General features: G+C 59.5%; 16 protein-coding genes and 1 pseudogene. 8 read left to right on the top strand and 9 right to left on the bottom strand.

From position 1 onward, the window contains the following. The first annotated feature begins 88 nt into the window (after positions 1 to 88). Entirely contained in the window at positions 89 to 586 is a 498-nt protein-coding gene (locus tag AC1D2R_RS13620) for a GrpB family protein (RefSeq protein ID WP_477967797.1), read from the top strand. Positions 587 to 598: 12 nt separating this feature from the next. Here the strand turns inward: AC1D2R_RS13620 and AC1D2R_RS13615 are convergent, their stop codons facing one another. Together AC1D2R_RS13615 and AC1D2R_RS13610 are read right to left on the bottom strand one after the other, a co-directional pair. Next, positions 599 to 1,048 carry a DNA polymerase III subunit chi gene (locus AC1D2R_RS13615; protein ID WP_477967796.1) on the bottom strand — a complete coding sequence of 150 codons (450 nt, stop codon included), beginning with the start codon at positions 1,046 to 1,048 and terminating at the stop codon, positions 599 to 601. After that, positions 1,045 to 2,544: a leucyl aminopeptidase gene (locus AC1D2R_RS13610; protein WP_477967795.1), complete on the bottom strand. Its 1,500-nt coding sequence runs from the start codon at positions 2,542 to 2,544 to the stop codon at positions 1,045 to 1,047. The genes AC1D2R_RS13615 and AC1D2R_RS13610 overlap by 4 nt, the downstream gene beginning before the upstream one ends. Before the next feature lie 152 nt (positions 2,545 to 2,696). On the opposite strand from AC1D2R_RS13610, the pseudogene AC1D2R_RS13605 reads away from it, so the two are divergent. The 7 genes and pseudogenes from AC1D2R_RS13605 to rsmA form a co-directional block, all read left to right on the top strand. After that, a pseudogene (locus AC1D2R_RS13605) lies at positions 2,697 to 3,056 on the top strand (phosphatase PAP2 family protein); the annotation flags it as partial. A gap of 109 nt (positions 3,057 to 3,165) precedes the next feature. After that, positions 3,166 to 4,344, top strand: a complete 1,179-nt coding sequence (locus tag AC1D2R_RS13600) for an LptF/LptG family permease (protein WP_477967794.1) — start codon at positions 3,166 to 3,168, stop codon at positions 4,342 to 4,344. Continuing rightward, a complete protein-coding gene (gene lptG / locus AC1D2R_RS13595; protein WP_477967793.1) occupies positions 4,341 to 5,429 on the top strand; it encodes an LPS export ABC transporter permease LptG in 1,089 nt (362 codons plus the stop codon). Before AC1D2R_RS13600 ends, lptG begins: the two co-directional genes overlap by 4 nt. Continuing rightward, positions 5,429 to 7,783 (top strand): LPS-assembly protein LptD, encoded by a 2,355-nt coding sequence (locus tag AC1D2R_RS13590; protein ID WP_477967792.1) that lies wholly within the window; start codon positions 5,429 to 5,431, stop codon positions 7,781 to 7,783. The genes lptG and AC1D2R_RS13590 overlap by 1 nt, the downstream gene beginning before the upstream one ends. A 185-nt stretch (positions 7,784 to 7,968) precedes the next feature. Further along, positions 7,969 to 8,922 carry a SurA N-terminal domain-containing protein gene (locus AC1D2R_RS13585; RefSeq protein WP_477967791.1) on the top strand — a complete coding sequence of 318 codons (954 nt, stop codon included), beginning with the start codon at positions 7,969 to 7,971 and terminating at the stop codon, positions 8,920 to 8,922. A gap of 4 nt (positions 8,923 to 8,926) precedes the next feature. Next, a complete protein-coding gene (gene pdxA, locus AC1D2R_RS13580; protein ID WP_477967790.1) occupies positions 8,927 to 9,952 on the top strand; it encodes a 4-hydroxythreonine-4-phosphate dehydrogenase PdxA in 1,026 nt (341 codons plus the stop codon). Continuing rightward, positions 9,952 to 10,779 (top strand): 16S rRNA (adenine(1518)-N(6)/adenine(1519)-N(6))-dimethyltransferase RsmA, encoded by an 828-nt coding sequence (gene rsmA, locus AC1D2R_RS13575; RefSeq protein ID WP_477967789.1) that lies wholly within the window; start codon positions 9,952 to 9,954, stop codon positions 10,777 to 10,779. Before pdxA ends, rsmA begins: the two co-directional genes overlap by 1 nt. 101 nt (positions 10,780 to 10,880) lie before the next feature. Here the strand turns inward: rsmA and gmk are convergent, their stop codons facing one another. The 7 genes from gmk to fabD form a co-directional block, all read right to left on the bottom strand. Continuing rightward, complete coding sequence (gene gmk, locus AC1D2R_RS13570; RefSeq protein ID WP_477967788.1) at positions 10,881 to 11,543, bottom strand: guanylate kinase; 663 nt, start codon at positions 11,541 to 11,543, stop codon at positions 10,881 to 10,883. Between the two features lie 3 nt (positions 11,544 to 11,546). After that, entirely contained in the window at positions 11,547 to 12,434 is an 888-nt protein-coding gene (locus tag AC1D2R_RS13565; RefSeq protein ID WP_477967787.1) for a YicC/YloC family endoribonuclease, read from the bottom strand. A 13-nt stretch (positions 12,435 to 12,447) separates the two neighbouring features. Next, the gene (mltG, locus tag AC1D2R_RS13560) at positions 12,448 to 13,680 is read right to left on the bottom strand and encodes an endolytic transglycosylase MltG (protein WP_477967786.1); all 1,233 of its coding nucleotides are present in this window, start codon (positions 13,678 to 13,680) and stop codon (positions 12,448 to 12,450) included. Between the two features lie 116 nt (positions 13,681 to 13,796). Next, positions 13,797 to 15,059, bottom strand: a complete 1,263-nt coding sequence (fabF, locus tag AC1D2R_RS13555) for a beta-ketoacyl-ACP synthase II (RefSeq protein ID WP_477967890.1) — start codon at positions 15,057 to 15,059, stop codon at positions 13,797 to 13,799. Positions 15,060 to 15,154: 95 nt separating this feature from the next. Further along, a complete protein-coding gene (locus AC1D2R_RS13550) occupies positions 15,155 to 15,391 on the bottom strand; it encodes an acyl carrier protein (protein WP_003502080.1) in 237 nt (78 codons plus the stop codon). Between the two features lie 289 nt (positions 15,392 to 15,680). Beyond that, the gene (gene fabG / locus AC1D2R_RS13545) at positions 15,681 to 16,418 is read right to left on the bottom strand and encodes a 3-oxoacyl-[acyl-carrier-protein] reductase (RefSeq protein ID WP_477967785.1); all 738 of its coding nucleotides are present in this window, start codon (positions 16,416 to 16,418) and stop codon (positions 15,681 to 15,683) included. Between the two features lie 29 nt (positions 16,419 to 16,447). Continuing rightward, complete coding sequence (gene fabD / locus AC1D2R_RS13540; RefSeq protein ID WP_477967784.1) at positions 16,448 to 17,392, bottom strand: ACP S-malonyltransferase; 945 nt, start codon at positions 17,390 to 17,392, stop codon at positions 16,448 to 16,450. Positions 17,393 to 17,413 lie beyond the last annotated feature (21 nt).

Here is a 17,413-nt window from a genome sequence, read left to right as displayed (position 1 = left end):
GTGATACTGTGAAGCGCTCACGGATTATCGCGAGGTTTGGTATGCGGGATGATGCGTCTTTCGGACTGGGCTGAAGAACCTGACGGTTTTGCTGGCCGAACCCAATGCCCTGTGGCACCAAGCCTACGAAGGGGAAGCGGAAGCAATCCGGCAGGCTCTGGGAGATATGGCAATCGATATGCAACACGTCGGCAGCACGGCTATTCCCGGCATCAAGGCAAAACCGATCATCGACATATTGGTCGGTGTGAAACACCTTGCGGACGGCTTGGCCTGCATCGGAGCCATGAAAAGCATCGGCTACGACTACGCCGGCAGCGACATTGTTCCGGACGACCACATTTTCGGCCGCGGTACCAACGGCGAGACCCGAACCCATCTTGTTCATGTCGTGGAGCATCGCGGCCACAATTGGAACAGCATGATCGCGTTTCGCGATGCTTTGCGCAGCGATGCCAGACTTGCCCAGGCCTACGAGCAGCTGAAGGTCAGTTTGGCCGGTGAGCATGCCGAAAGCCGCGCTGAATACACGAAAGCAAAGCGGGACTTTATCGACAAGGTCGTCATGGATTGTGGTCCGACCTAGATCAGCACCAGCTCAAGCCTTCTTCTCCCATCGCCCCTCGGGCGTCTGCTGCCAGTATGTGAGGGAGTGCCCCTCGTCTCTCAGCCTCTTCCACTGCGCCCGCGCGCCTTCCAGTTGTTCCTGGTCATAGCCGTCGAACATGAAGACGACGCGCTCATAGGCGTCGACAGGCGGTGGCTCGGCGCTATCGACGATGAAACGCACCGTTGCAGCGTTGGCATTCTCTTCCGTGATGGTCAGGAGAACCGGCTGGCTTGCGGCGAGGTCGCTCTCGTCGGTGCCGTGCGGCAGGAAGCTGTCCTCGCGAAATGTCCACAAATGCTGATCCATCAGTTCGCGGCGCGCGGCATCCTTCATCTGTACGCAGACGCGCCAGCCGCGCTCGACGCTTTTGTCAAGCAGCGGCGGAAGCGCGTCCTCCAGTTTGGATTCAGTCAGATGATAGAACAGGACTTCCGTCATGATTCGTAGTTAGCGCGGACGAGCTCGTCGAGCAGACGCACGCCGAAGCCGGATCCCCACGATTGGTTGATCTCGTCGAGCGGCGAACCCATCGCGGTCCCGGCGATATCGAGATGTGCCCAGGGCGTTTCCTGCACGAACCGCTTAAGAAAGTGCGCCGCGGTGATCGAGCCGGCGTGCCGTCCGCCGGTGTTCTTCATGTCGGCGAACTTGCTGTCGATCATTTTGTCGTATTCCTTGCCGAGCGGCATCCTCCAGAGCTTCTCGCGGGTCTCAAGCCCCGCCGCGGTCAACTGCTCGGAGAGCCGGTCGTCATTCGAGAACAGGCCGGCATGAACATTGCCGAGCGCCACCAGAATCGCACCCGTCAGTGTTGCCAGGTCGATCATGAACTTCGGCTTGAAGCGATCGTTGCAATACCAAAGGGCGTCGCAGAGAACGAGGCGCCCCTCGGCGTCGGTATTGATGACTTCGATCGTCTGGCCCGACATCGAAGTGACAATGTCGCCGGGACGCTGGGCGTTGCCATCAGGCATGTTTTCCACAAGGCCGATGATTCCGACGGCGTTGACGGCAGCCTTGCGCGCGGCGAGCACATGCATGAGCCCGGTGACTGTCGCAGCGCCGCCCATGTCACCCTTCATCTCTTCCATGCCCGCTGCCGGTTTGATGGAGATGCCTCCCGTATCGAAAACCACCCCCTTGCCGACGAAGGCGACCGGGTTCTCGCCGCTCTTGCCACCTTTCCACTGCATGATGGCAAGTCGCGGCGGACGCACGGAGCCCTGGGCTACGCCGAGCAGGGCGCCCATGCCGAGTTTCTGCATGTCCGTTTCGGTAAGGATGTCCACGTCGACGCCGAGCGCCTCGAGCTGCTTGGCTTTTGAGGCAAACTCTACTGGACCAAGGACATTCGGAGGCTCGTTGACGAGGTCACGGGCCAGATTGACGCCATCAGCCACGGCCTTCGAGATCTTGAAGGTCTTCGCGGCCTCGCTTGCGTTGGCAGTGACGACTGTCACCTTGACGGCGCCATTCCCGCCCTTGCCGTTGCCGTCGTCATCTGCCTTCTTCGTTTTATAGGTATCGAAGCTGTAGGCACGCAGCAGCATGCCGAGCGCAAAGTCCGCGACCTCACGGGCGCCGACCTTGGCACCGGGCGCGTCCAGAAATATCGTCACCTGGATCGTATTCTTGATCTTGGAAGCAGCCGCTCCGCCCGCTTTCAGCCAGTCATGCGATGTCAATTCCTGGGCGTTGCCGAGACCAACGACGAAGATGCGCTCGGCTGACGAGCCTTCAGGCGCAACGATATCGAGAGCGGACGCAAGCTTGGCGGTAAATCCGGCAATCTTGGCGGCCTTAGCCACAACGCCGGACGGATCTGCGGCCTGCGCACCGGCAGAAAGATCCGCGTCCTTCGCCTTCAGCAGAATTACGCAGCCGCCGGCAATCTCGGCAGATTTTACAAACGATATATCGAACTTGACAGACATGTCTTCTCCAGTGGGTTTCTTGCGCGCCCTCTGCCCTGATCATTTCGGTTTTCACCCTCGAAAACAAGTCCGCGTTGGGGCGTTCTGACCGTCACCAACGCGGAAATCGCGTTAACATGCTGTGATTCACCCCGGCTCGCATTGACAGGACGTGGATCGCCCATCGTTGCTGCAATCACCATGGCGCTACTTCGATGCGATACGCGCACGCGCGCTGAAAGTCGCGCTCGGCTCGCTCGTCCCCGGCCCCACTGTTCTGGTGAATTTGATCCTCAAGGGTTATTGGGGCCGACCCCGGCCATCGCCGGCTGTTCTGCCTCGTCCCCTCGCGCCCCAGCCTTTGCGCTCCGCGCTTGCCTCCCCTTGCGACCATTTCGCTGCTCGCGCCTGCACTGCGTGTTGCGTTTGGCGCTCACTATCTCTCGGACGTCGTCCTTGGCTGGCTTTCGTCACTTGTTGTTTTCGTAGGATTACGCGCACTAGCCGATTCGCCACAGCGCGAAAAAAACTGAAATTTGACTGGTTTTTTTGACGACGGCTTGTCGCAAAAGCAAAGCAAAGAGCGTAGATGGTTTTCGCTGCGCAGCGGCGAGAGTTCGCAAAGAGCGTTCAAGGGCGTGCATGAAACTGCTTGAAACATACATATTGCGGCGCGTCGGCCAGATGTTTCTCGTCGCCCTATTGCCTGTACTGGCGATTATATGGACGACGCAGGTGCTGCAGCGTATCAATCTGGTCACCGACAGCGGCCAGTCGATTGGCTCGTTTGCGAAGCTCGCGACGCTGATCCTGCCGTCCATCATTCCGGTGGTCCTGCCGTTTGCGCTGGTTATCGGCGTAACGCAGACGCTTACGACGATGAACAACGATTCGGAGCTTGCGGTCATCGACGCTGCCGGGGCCAGGCGTAGCATCATCCTCCGCCCGATTCTCGTTCTCGCGGCGGTTATCAGCGTCTTCTCCTTCCTGGTGGACAACGTTGTCGAGCCGAAAGCGAAGACTGGCGCACGCCAGATGATCGCGGCCGCCTATGCCGATCTGCTGTCCACGGTTATCGAAGAGAAAAATTTCCGGCGGATCGATACCGGCCTCTACGTTCAGATATCGGAAAGGCTCGCGGGGCGCGTCCTGAAGGGCCTTTTCGTCGTGGATGAGCGCGACCCCGCGTTCGAACTTATCTACTATGCGCGCGAAGGCGCCGTCGATGCCAAGGGCACGTCGCTCATCATGCACGATGGGGAAGTGCACCGCAAAACGCCTACCGGCGACGTTTCGGTTATTCGATTCGATTCCTACTCCTTCGACCTTTCCGACCTGACCCAGAACCGTGGCCAGGCAACACTTCGCGCGTCCGACCGCGAATTGCCGTTCCTTCTGAACCCCGATCTGACCGACAAGGACTATATCGCCCGGCCGGGCAGCTATCGCGCCGAATTGCATCGTCGCTTGACCGACTGGCTTCTGCCAATGGTATTCGCCTTGATGTCGCTCGCGATCGCCGGTGACGCGCGATCGCATCGCGAAGCGCGCCTTCATCCGATGGTCTCGGCCCTGGTGCTGGCATTTACGATGCGCTGGGCGACATTCTATGCGGCCAACCAGATCGACAGGGAGCCGATGTTCATCGGTGTTCTCTACGCTATACCAATTGCCGTCAGCCTGATCGCCATCCTGTCGCTCGCACTTCACAAGCGGCTATCGCTGTTTGGCATGCTGATCGACCGAATTGCTATCCTCTGGCGCAAATACCAGCAGCGACGCCATCGTTCTGCGGGGCCGTCGATAGGAGGCGGCGCATGATTTTCGGCACGCTCGGGCGCTACTTCTTCCGCCGCTACCTGGCGACCACGATCTGGTTCTTTCTCGGTGTTACTGGAATCGTCTATCTGGTCGATTTCAGCGAGACTGCAAGTCGCATGGCGAATTTGCCCGGCTATACCGTGACCGGCGGTCTGCTGATGACGGCCGTGCGCCTGCCGCTCATTCTGCAGCAGACCGTGCCGTTCATCGCACTTTTCGTCGGGATGACGGTCCTGATCGGCCTCAATCGGAAATATGAGCTTGTCGTCACGCGCGCAGCCGGAATTTCGGTCTGGCAGTTCATGTCACCATTCGTAGCGGGCGCGTTCCTGCTCGGCGTTGGGGTTATGACGGTGCTCAATCCAATCGCTGCATGGGGGCAGCGGCAGGCCGCACTCGTGGAGAGCGAATGGCGCGGGGATAACGGGTCTTCCAATACCGTACCGCAGGTCCCTTGGATCCGGCAAATCAGCGGCGAGGACGACGTTGTCATTGGCGCCCACAGCATCTTGGAGGACGGTACGCTGCTTGTCGATGCCGTCCTGATACACTTTGATTCGACAGGGCATATCATTCTGAGACAGGACGCCGCCTCGGCAAAATTGGAGGATGGTTACTGGCTTCTTAAGAGCGTCGTCGAGCGTCGACCCGGTGAGATCGCCGCACGCAGAGATGAGGTACGAGTCCGCACCAATTTGAAACAGGATTTCGTCCAGCAGAGGCTTACTGCCCCTGAAACTATTGCGTTTTTCAACCTCTCGGGCCGCATTCAGGCCGCAAAATCCTTCGGGATTCCGACCAAGACTCTTGAGACCCAATTTCACTCATTATTGTCGCAACCACTGCTGTTGGTCGCAATGACTCTCATTGCTGCAACAGTGTCCCTAAAATTTAGCCGGTTCAACCAATCGAGGTCAGTGATTCTGGGTGGAATCCTGTCGGGCTTCGTGCTTTATGTGATCACCGTGCTTGTAAAAGCATTCGGAAGCAGTGGGGTTGTCCCGCCTTTCGTGGCGACGTGGATTCCGGTCACCGTCGCCTTGGCTTTGGGTGCAACAATTTTGCTTCATCAGGAGGATGGCTAGTGGCGGCAGGCAACCGCAAGAGTTTTGGCGAGCAATTGGTTGCCCTGTTCGCAGGCGTAGCCCTGTGGAGCTGTGCAGGCGGCATTCCCGCTGCACTCGCACAGGATGCTTTACAAGGCATGAAGCCCAATGTCCCGGCGGAAGCAAAGATGCTTCTTTCGGCAAACGAGCTCGTCTATAACAAAGATGCAGAAATCGTTTCTGCTATCGGCGGCGTACAGATCAACTACGCCGGTTACAAAATGGTCTCGCAGCGCGTCGAGTACAACCAGAAGACCGGCCGGCTTATGGCGCTCGGGAACGTCGAGCTCATCAGCCCCGACGGAAATCGGATGTACGCCGACAAGCTGGATGTAACGGACGACTTCGCGAACGGCTTTATCAATTCGCTGCGAATAGAGACGGCGGACAACACGCGGCTTGTCGCCGAAAGCGGAGAACGTGTTGGCGGCACGGAGATGATCCTGAACAAGGGCGTCTATACCGCGTGTCTGCCTTGCGCGGAAAATCCGCAGAAACCGCCTTTCTGGCAGGTTAAGGCCGAACGCGTCATTCAGAATGGTGAGAAGCATACGATTCGGCTGGAGACAGCGCGTTTGGAACTTCTCGGCCACCCGATAGCCTATGTTCCGTGGCTGGAAGTTCCCGACAACACGGTAAAGCGGAAATCCGGCTTCCTGTTTCCGAGCTTCGTCACAGCACAAAACCTGGGCTTCGGGCTTTCCGTTCCCTACTACTACGTCATTTCGCCCAGCATGGACGCGACCGTCACAGGCACCGGCTATACTACACAGGGCTTCCTGGTTGACGCCGAATTCCGGCAGCGTTTCGAAAACGGGACGCACGTGTTGCGAGCGGCGGGCATCAACCAGATGAGCCCGGAGACGTTTAGTCCCGGCACAAGCGACGCGCAGGAGGATTTCCGCGGTGTCGTTTCGTCAAAGGGGAATTTCCAGATCAATCCGCGCTGGACGTTCGGTTGGGACGTCATGGTGCAGAGCGACAACAATTTCGCTTACACCTACAACCTCAAGGGTCTCAACAGTTCGACGCAAACTAATCAGGCCTATCTGACCGGCCTTGGAAAACGGAACTACTTCGACCTGCGATCCTTCTATTTCGATGTGCAGAACGCAGATCCGACCAACACCGCGGAAAAGCAGCAGCCTATCGTCTATCCGGTGATGGACTATCACTACGTCGCCCCGCAGCCCCTTGCAGGCGGCGAGCTCTCCGCGGACGTGAATTTAACGAATCTATCGCGGTCGCAAGAAGATTTCTACCAGAGCGCCGGCTACAATCGCTTTCCCGGTCTGGAGGGGCAAACGTCTCGCCTCACCGGAGAACTTGCCTGGAAGCGTACATTCATGACGCCCGAGGGAGTGCTCATCACTCCGTTGCTGGCCGCCCGTGGTGATGCGCTGGCGCTCAACATGACGCCACCGCCGACGTCTGGTGCCTTTGCCTATGACGGCAATTTCGACACGGGCAATTCGGCAACCCGCACCATGCTGACGGCTGGTCTTGAGATGCGTTATCCGATCCTTGCCACGACAGCGAACAGCACGCATCTGTTCGAACCGATCATGCAGGTTTACGCCAGACCCGATGAACAGCTTGCCGGGCGACTTCCGAACGAAGATGCGCAGAGCTTCGTCTTCGACGCGACCAGCTTGTTCGAGCGCGACAAGTTTTCCGGTTACGACCGCATCGAGGGCGGTACACGCGCCAACGTAGGTATCCAGTATACCGGTACTTTCGACAACGGTTACAAACTGCACGGCATTTTCGGCCAGTCTTATCAACTGGCCGGACAAAATTCGTTCGACACGGACGATCTCGTGAACGTGGGCGCCGACTCGGGTCTCGAAACAACAACATCTGACTACGTTGGCCTCGGCGGCGTCGAGACACCCCAGGGCTTTGCCTTTGCAGCGTCGTATCGTCTAGACGAGAAGAGCTTTGAATTGCGCCGCGGCGACCTCACTGCAGGCTTCCAGACAGACGCATTCCAGAGCCAGCTTCTGTATACGCACGTCTCCGCACAGCCAGCCTACGGCTTCGATACGGATAACGACGAAGTCCAGGCAAAGGCAACGGTCAAGTTCAAGGACTACTGGTCAATTTTCGGCGGCGTCGCGTACGATCTGAACGAGAACATGGTAACCAGGCAGACCATCGGGCTGACTTACGAGGACGAGTGCACGATCTTCACGATCGCCTATTCCGACAAGCGGGACACGAGTGACGAGACCGCCAGCGATTGGAACATCGGCGCCAAGTTGACGTTCCGTACGCTCGGCGACATCAATGTCGGCGACCTGAGCGGTGCCAACTCAAACATCTACAATTAACGGGATTTACAGTGCGGCGAGAGAAGGAGAGCCTTTCTTTCGCCGTAACACTGTGCAGGACATTGTCGCCGGTTGACATCTGGGCATGCGCTGAATCTCGGCGGAAAGCAGCAATGTCCGTCTTGTCTTGATAAGTTAGGCACGCCGCGATGCGAAAGCGCGGCGTCTATGGGAAGGGTCGATAGATGATTGGCGCAAAGAGAACCGCAAAAACGATGATTGCCAGCGTGGCTTTTGCGATGCTGACGGCTTTGGCCATGCCGCAGGCAGGAACTGCTTTCGCCGCGAGCGAAGTCAGGGTCGTCGTCAACGGCACGGCGATCACCAGCGGAGACGTTGCCAAGCGTCAGGCTTTCCTGCGACTGCAGCATCAGAACGCCGATGCGAAATCTGCCGAGGACCAGCTCATTGAACAGGCGCTCAAACTGCAGGAGATTTCTCGCGTCCGTATGTCGGTCTCCAAGGAGGACGTCGACGCGTCGTTTGCGCGCTTTTCGTCCGGCAACAAGCTGACCACAGCGCAGATGACACAGATTCTCAATCAGTCCGGCGTCGGCGTGGAGCACTTCAAGGCATTCATCGCAGTCCAGATGAGCTGGCCACGGCTTGTCAATGCGCGCTTTGGCGCAAGCAACAAGATGTCTAATGCCGACCTCGTTGCCCGCATGATGCAGAACAACAAGCAGAAGCCCGAAACGACTGAGTACATTCTTCAGCAGATGATCTTCGTCGTCCCCGCAAGCAAGAAGGGGATTGTCGGCAAGCGCAAGAGCGAGGCCGAAGCGTCCCGCTCGAAATATCCGGGATGCGAGCAAGCCAAGGTTTTCGCCGCGACGATGCGCGATGTGTCCGTTCGCGAGCTTGGCCGTATCCTGGCACCCGAACTCCCCGCTGAATGGAAGCCCCTTATCGAGCAAGCCAAAGGCAACACCACGGCTACGCGCGTCACCGACCGGGGCGTTGAGTATCTCGCGATTTGCAGCCAGCGCCAGGTATCAGACGACCAGGCAGCGGAGATGGTTTTCCGTCAGGAAGACCTGGCCAGTGCGAAGGGAGGCAAGGGCGCTCCTCCCGAAAACGCAAACTCCAAGAAGTATATCGATGAACTGCGCAAAAAAGCGCAGGTTCTGCGCCCCTGAGACGATGGCAACTTCCTTCTCGCGCCCGCTTGCGCTTAGCCAGGGTGATCCCGCCGGGATCGGACCTGACGTTACTTTGATGGCCTGGCTGCGGCGGCGTGAGCTTGGCCTGCCTCCGTTCGTATTCATCGGCGATTCCGGCGTACTTGCGACAAGGGCGAGGCTCCTGGATCTGACGGTTGCAATCCGTGAGACGAGCTGCGCGGAAGCAAGCGCCATCTTTGCTGACGCACTGCCGGTCATACCCATCCCAGCCGGAATCGAGGTTGCCGCGGGTACGGCTCACGTGGCCACGGCAAAAGGAACGATTGCGGCCATCGAAACGGCGGTCTCCCTGACGCTGGACGGGGAGGCGCTCGGCGTCGTGACGAACCCGATCGCCAAATCCGTTCTATACGAAAGCGGCTTCCGCTTTCCCGGCCATACAGAGTTTCTGGCAGAACTGGCGACACGGTCGACCGGGAAGGCGGTTACCCCTGTGATGATGCTGGCGGGACCGAAGCTTCGTGCAATTCCGGTGACCATCCATATCCCGATCAAGGATGTGCCACACAAACTCACAGCAGACCTCATCATCGAAACCTGCCGCATCGCCCACGCCGATCTCCTCTACCGGTTCGGGATTGCACAGCCGCGGCTTGCCGTGGCGGGGCTCAATCCGCATGCCGGCGAAGACGGAACCATCGGCAAGGAGGACGAGACAATCATCCGTCCAGCCGTCCAGCTCTTGCGATCAGAGGGCATTGACGCAATAGGACCGCTGCCGGCCGACACGATGTTCCATGATGAAGCGCGTGCCCGCTACGACGTCGCAATCTGCATGTATCATGACCAGGCACTGATCCCCGCTAAGGCACTCGGCTTCGACGATGCCGTCAACGTCACCCTCGGTCTTCCTTTCGTGCGCACTTCCCCGGATCATGGCACCGCGTTCGGCATCGCCGGCAAGGGACTGGCTCGGGAAAGCAGCCTGGTTGCTGCCCTCAAGCTTGCCGCAAACCTTGGCCGCGTTGCGGAGGGCCACCGCTAATGGCCGCATTGGACGGGCTTCCGCCCCTTCGCGACGTCATACAGCGTCACGGCCTCGACGCGCGCAAGGCGCTTGGCCAGAATTTCCTGCTGGATCTCAATCTCACCCAAAAGGTTGCAAGGACCGCCGGTCCGCTTGAAGGCGTGACCGTCTTCGAAGTCGGCCCCGGGCCAGGCGGTTTGACGCGGGCAATCCTGGCGCTGGGCGCAAAAAAGGTCGTCGCCATCGAGCGCGATTCGCGATGCCTGCCGGCGCTGGCCGAAATTGCGTCTCACTATCCCGGTCGTCTCGATGTCATCGAGGGCGATGCGCTGAGAACCGACTTCGAGACTCTCGCGCTGGAAGGGCCGGTGAAGATCATCGCCAACCTCCCCTACAACGTCGGCACGCAGTTGCTCGTTAATTGGCTGTTGCCGAAGCAGTGGCCGCCTTTCTGGCAGTCGTTGACCCTGATGTTCCAGAAGGAAGTCGGCCAGCGTATCGTCGCGACGGAAGAGGACGACCACTATGGGCGCCTTGGTGTCCTCTGTGGCTGGCGCACGAGTGCAAGCCTGGCGTTCGACATCTCGCCGCAGGCCTTCACGCCGCCGCCGAAGGTGACCTCCACGGTGGTTCACCTGACGCCGAACGAACACCCGATCCCCTGCTCCGTCGCCAATCTGGAAAAGGTCACACACGCAGCCTTCGGTCAGCGCCGCAAGATGCTCAGACAGAGCCTGAAGCCGGTCGGCGGCGAGACATTGCTTCAGAAGGCTGGCATCGACCCACAGCGGCGCGCGGAAACGCTATCGGTGGCTGAATTCTGCCAGTTGGCAAACAGCCTATAGGAGCGGCTTCCTGGACGAACGATGCCGCCCTCCTCGGCCGACGTCACTCGGAAGACACAAAGCAGATATGAACCCCAGGGATGCCCAGGCTTCATCACGCCTCAGAGAACCGGCGTTTCTTCAAGCAGTTTGCTGACGAAATCGAACATGCCGTAGCGCCGGTCACGACGCAGCCGCTCTGCACGGACGATCGACTGCACCGCTTCGAAGGCGGTATTTAGGTCGTCGTTGACGATGACGTAGTCATATTCCCGCCAGTGTCCGATCTCGGAACGGGAGTTTGCAAGTCGGGTCGCGATCACCTCTTCGGAATCTTCGGCACGGCGATGCAGGCGGGACTGCAGCTCGGTCATGGTCGGCGGCAGCACGAAAATGGAGACGACATCCGCCGACATCTTTTCCTGCAGCTGCTGTGCGCCCTGCCAGTCGATATCGAACAGCATGTCACGGCCCTCGGCCATCGCCTGCTCGACGGGCTCCCGCGGGGTGCCGTAGAAGTTGCCATGTACCTCGGCCCATTCCAGAAGTGCGTCGGAATCGCGCAAGCGCTCGAATTCCCGCACCGACTTGAAGAGATAGTGGATCCCCTCGATCTCGCTTGGGCGGCGCTGGCGCGTCGTGACGCTGACGGACAGTCCGATCTGTTTGTCAGTCTCGAGCAGCGAGCGGGCGATCGTCGACTTTCCGGCGCCCGACGGTGAGGAGATGACGAGCATCAGACCGCGGCGTGCGATCGGGACTGACACGGTTTTCGCCGGCTTCATGGTCTACTCCAGGTTCTGAATCTGTTCGCGGAACTGGTCGATGACGACTTTCAGCTCGATTCCAGCGGCGGTTACCGCCGAGGCATTCGACTTCGAACAGATGGTATTCGATTCGCGGTTAAATTCCTGTGCAAGGAAATCGAGCTTTCGACCGACGGGGCCGCCCTTGGCAAGCAGTTCACGTGCTGCCACGACATGCGCCTTCAGGCGATCGATCTCCTCGCGAAGATCGGCCTTCGTCGCGAGCAGCGCGGCCTCGGCGTGCAGCCTGTCCCGATCGAACTTTCCAGCGCCGTCCATCAGCATGGACACCTGGGCGGAGAGCCGGGCCGCGATCTCGCGGGGCGAGCGTGACGGGTCTCCTTCGATAGTCCCGGTCAACCCTTCGATTGTCGAAACGTGGTCGTTCAGGACGCGCGCGAGCGCGGAACCTTCGTGTTCGCGCATAGATCGCAGGTCGGAGAGAGCGACCACTAGCCCATCGGCAACATCAGCGTCACGAGCGGCGAGTGCGTCCTCGCTGTCTTCGGTCTCGCGAAATTCGATGATCCCGCGGATAGACAGCAGCGTGTCCAGCTGCAGCGGCGTCGGATCGATGATGCCGCCGAGCTGGTCGCGCAAAGCGAGAACCGCGGCAAGCGCTTCCTGATTGAGAACCGTCTCGAAACGATTCTCTGCCGCCGACACGGAGAGCGACGCCTGCATGTTGCCGCGGCTGAACTGTTCGCCAACGAGCCGCCGAACGTCGTTTTCCAACCGCTCGAGGCCTTGCGGCAACCGAATACGGACATCCAGCCCCTTGCCGTTGACAGAGCGCAGTTCCCATGCCCAACGCCAGCGGCCGGTCGTCCCTTCACGCCGCGCAAAACCAGTCATGGACTGCAAAGCCATGCGACCTCCGAAATCAGTTGGTTTTCTTTTTCTTCTGTACAGGAGCGGCAGGCGCCTCGACCGGTACCGCTCCATCCGGCTGTCCGTCGACAGCGATATTGGGGTCAGCCCCCTTGTCCGCTTCGAGCTCGCGCCAGCGCTTGACGTTGGCGTTGTGCTCTTCGAGCGTGGCCGCGAATACATGGCCGCCTGAACCATCGGCCACGAAATAGAGGTCCTGTGTCTTCCACGGATTGGCAACAGCCTCCAGCGCGTCACGTCCGGGGTTGGCGATCGGCGTCGGCGGCAGGCCTTTGATAACATAGGTATTGTAGGGCGTGTCCTTCTTGAGGTCGGACTGGTAGATCGGCCTGTCAGCGGGCTTGCCGTCACCACCGAACAGCCCGTATATGATCGTCGGATCGGACTGAAGCCGCATTCCCTTCCCCAGGCGGTTGAGGAAAACAGACGCCACATGCGCACGCTCGTCCGGAACGCCTGTCTCCTTTTCCACGATCGAGGCAAGTGTAACCAGTTCGTCCTTGGACTTCAGCTGGAGCGACGGATCGCGCTTCTCCCAGACCTGATCGACCAGCTTCTGCTGGGCGGCCGCCATCTGCTCGATGATCTCGCCGCGCTTCGTACCGCGCGAGAATTTGTACGTATCCGGGCGCAGGCTCCCTTCGCTCGGAAGCACTGCCGGCAGGTCGCCTTCGAGCACCCCATCCTCGTTTATCCGGTTGAACATCTGGCGCACACTCAGCCCCTCAGGGAAGGAAACCGAATAGAGGATCGATTTGCCTGACTTGAGGAGCTCCATAATATCGTTCATCGAGGCATGCGCCTTGATCTCGTACTCGCCCGCCTTTAGGCTTTCGCCGTCATTGAGGTGGGTGGCCGTCAGATAGCGGAAAACACGCCCGTCGGAGATGATGTTGTTGCGCTCGAGGTTGAAGGCGATCTCGGTGACACCGGCCCCGTTGCGCACGATGAAATTCGTGTTCGCTTCCAAAGGACCCGGGCCCTGATAGGCCGAAATGGCGTAGTAGAAGACCAAGACTGCGACGGCGCAGCCGAGCACGACGAGCGTCATCAGGAAGTTCAGGAAGATGATAACCTGGCTTCGTGCCTTCTTGGAGCGCCTGGGCGGCTCCGGAACGCGTTCCGGACGCAATGCCTCGTTGGGCGATTTGGGAATGATCGGTCCGCTCTGCGACTGCTGGCTTTGTTGGCCAATCGTGTCGTTGCTCTGGTTCGTGTCGCTCACCGGCAATCCTCTAAACTTGGCCTCAAGTCCTGCTTCTTACGAAGCAATGCGGCAAAATGCAGGTGGGCAGCTCTGTCTAGCGCTGCCCTGCCCGTCAGGAAACGTCAAGCTTAACCTCAAGCGACGTAGCGGCGAAGCACCAGCGATGCATTGGTACCGCCGAATCCGAACGAATTCGACAGCGCCACGTTGATCTCCCGCTCCCGCGCTTTGTGCGGAACGAGATCTATCGCCGTCTCGCGCTCGGGGTTGTCGAGGTTGAGCGTGGGCGGCGCGATGTTGTCCCGAATGGCAAGCGTTGCGAAGATCGCTTCAATCGCACCGGCAGCACCGAGAAGATGGCCGGTGGCGGACTTCGTAGACGACATCGAGATCTTCGAGGCGGCATTGCCGACCAGACGCTCGACAGCTCCAAGCTCGATCGTATCGGCCATGGTGGACGTGCCGTGGGCATTGATGTAGTCAACGTCGGCAGGCGTCAGGCCCGCGCGCTTCAGCGCAGCCGCCATGCAGCGTCCGGCGCCTTCGCCGTCTTCCGATGGTGCGGTTATATGGTAGGCGTCGCCGGAGAGGCCGTAGCCAACCACTTCGGCATAGATCTTGGCACCCCGCGCCTTCGCATGCTCCAGCTCTTCAAGAACGACGATACCGGCGCCCTCGCCCATTACGAAGCCGTCACGGTCCCTATCGTAGGGACGCGAAGCCCTGGTCGGATCATCATTATGCTGTGTCGAAAGCGCCTTGCAGGCGGCAAAGCCGGCAAGCGAAATGCGGCTAACGGGAGATTCGGTGCCGCCGGCGACCATGACGTCAGCATCGCCGAACGCGATGAGACGGGCGGCGTCGCCGATCGCGTGAGCGCCGGTCGAGCAAGCCGTGACGACGGAGTGGTTCGGCCCGCGCAGCTTGTGGCGGATCGATACCTGGCCGGACACGAGATTGATCAGGCGGCCGGGAATGAAAAAGGGTGAGATGCGGCGTGGACCCTTGTCGCGAAGGGTATAGCCGGCCTCGACGATGCCTTCGATGCCTCCGATGCCGGAGCCGATCAGCACGCCCGTCGAGATCTGCTCTTCATCGGTTTTCGGATGCCAGTTGGCGTCATTCAGCGCCATGTCGGCGGCGGCCATGCCGTAGATGATGAAAGGATCAACCTTGCGCTGTTCCTTCGGCTCCATCCAGTCATCGGCGTTGAATGTACCGTCTGTGCCATCACCAACAGGAATGCGGCAAGCGATTTTGGCAGGAAGGTCGTCCACTTCGAATTCAGTGACCAGGCGGGCGCCGTTTTGACCCGCAAGCAACCGGGACCACGTCACTTCCGTTCCGCATCCCAATGGCGATACCATCCCGGTACCTGATATGACGACCCGTCTCATCGACTGCATTTCCCCCGCCTTTTGTGTTTTATGGAGAACCATGCCGGAAATAAAAAGGGCGGACTCTGGGTCCGCCCTTTCTCAATTGCTCAGGATTAAGCCTGGGCCTTTTCGATGAACTTCACAGCATCGCCGACCGTCAGGATCGAGTCAGCAGCGTCGTCTGGAATTTCAACGCCGAATTCTTCTTCGAACGCCATGACCAGTTCGACGGTGTCGAGCGAGTCGGCGCCCAGATCGTCGATAAAGCTGGCGCCTTCGACAACCTTGTCGGCATCGACGCCAAGATGATCAATAACAATTTTCTTTACGCGTTCTGCGATATCGCTCATGTCGGTTTCCTCGACCTTATGTCCTGATCAGAATGTCTCGTGACATCCCTACCCTGTTTCAGCCTGCGGCGCCCTAAAGCCACCTTCGGCAAACTCGTTGAACCCGGCTTCCAGAGATGTCCCAGGCTTGCACAAAAGCCCGCCGGTCCGTCTGCTTTCTCGGGAGACTGTTCACAGTCATGGCCCGCTTAACACGGTTTAAGTCTGCCGCAAAGCCAGAAAATCAACCCCGTCGGGTTGGTCAACACGCTATTGCGGGGAAAATCCGCCCGGAGGGCAGTTTCCCGTTTCAGATCATGGCCATGCCGCCATTTACGTGCAAAGTCTGGCCTGTCATGTAGGCGGCTTCCGACGATGCCAGATAGGCAACGGCAGATGCGACTTCGGCACCCGTGCCCATCCGCTTCATCGGGATAGCACCCATGATCGCGTCCTTCTGCTTGTCGTTGAGCTTGCCGGTCATTGCGGATTCGATGAACCCCGGCGCTACACAGTTCACCGTGACGTTGCGGGTCGCGATTTCCTGCGCCAGCGACTTGGTGAAGCCGATCATTCCGGCCTTGGAGGCACAATAGTTGGCCTGCCCCGGATTGCCGGTGACGCCGACGATGGACGTGATGTTGATGATGCGGCCATAGCGGCGGCGCATCATCGGGTGCGTCAGCTCGCGGGTTAGGCGGAACATCGACGTCAGGTTCACCTCGATGACGTTATCCCAGTCCTCGTCGCTCATGCGTACGAACAGGCCGTCCTTGGTGATGCCGGCGTTGTTGACGAGAATGTCGACACCTTGCAGTTCGGCTTCGGCCTTGACGCCCAGCGCCTTGACCTCATCGCGATCGGCAAGGTTCGCCGGCAAGATCATGACGCGCTCGCCCAGTTGGTTGGCCAGCGCTTCGAGCTTTTCGACGCGGGTTCCATGTAGACCGACGATGGCGCCCTGCCGATGGAGAATACGGGCGATTTCTTCGCCAATGCCACCGGATGCGCCGGTAACGAGAGCCTTGCGGCCGGAAAGATCGAGCATGGAAGCGTTCCTTATAATCGTTAAATCAATCAGGCCATGAGGGCGGCGACGGCCACATCGATATCGGCAGATGTGTTGACCGCGATGCCGTTGACGGTTTTGTCGATGCGGCGCGCAAGGCCAGTGAGAACCTTGCCGGAGCCAAGCTCGTAAAGGGTTGTGACACCATTGGCGCCGAACCACTCAACGGTTTCGCGCCAGCGGACCTGGCCAGTGACCTGCTCGACAAGCAGCTTGGCGATTTCGTTGGCGTCCGTCACCGGTGCTGCTCGGACATTGGCGATCAGCGGAACGACCGGGTTCGACTTTGCGACACCTGCGAGAGCTTCGCGCATGGCGTCGGCAGCTGGGGCCATCAGCGTGGAATGGAAGGGAGCGGAAACCGGCAGGAGGATCGCCCTCTTGGCGCCCTTTTCCGTTGCGAGTGCAGCGGCCTTTTCAACGGCAACCTTCTCGCCGGAGATGACGATCTGCCCGCCGCCATTGTCGTTCGCTATCTGGCAAGAGCCAACGGCCGATGCATCCTCGCAGACGGCGATCACATCAGCATGGTCAAGACCGATGATCGCGGCCATGGCGCCGACGCCGACCGGCACGGCAGCCTGCATGGCGTTGCCACGAATGCGCAGCAGCCTGGCGGTGTCGGCAAGCGAGTAGGTTCCGGCGGCACAGAGTGCGGAATATTCGCCGAGCGAATGACCGGCGACGTAGGAGACCTTTGCGTGGAGATGCACCCCTTTGGCTTCGAGCACACGTACGACCGCCATGGAAACCGCCATCAGGGCGGGCTGCGCGTTGGCCGTCAGGGTCAGCGTATCCTCGGGACCGTTGAACATGGTCGTGGAAAGCTTCTCGCCCAGAGCGTCGTCGACTTCTTCGAAAACGGCACGGGCTTCGACGAAATTGTCGGCGAGTTCCTTGCCCATGCCGACGGCCTGGCTGCCTTGTCCCGGGAAGGTGAAAGCGATGGTCATTCTTTGTCCTTTTATATGGAC

The sequence above is a fragment of the Rhizobium sp. P1_C7 genome, assembly GCF_056406295.1.
Note: the sequence above shows the minus strand (reverse complement) of the source record. Positions and strands in the feature narration are given on the sequence as shown.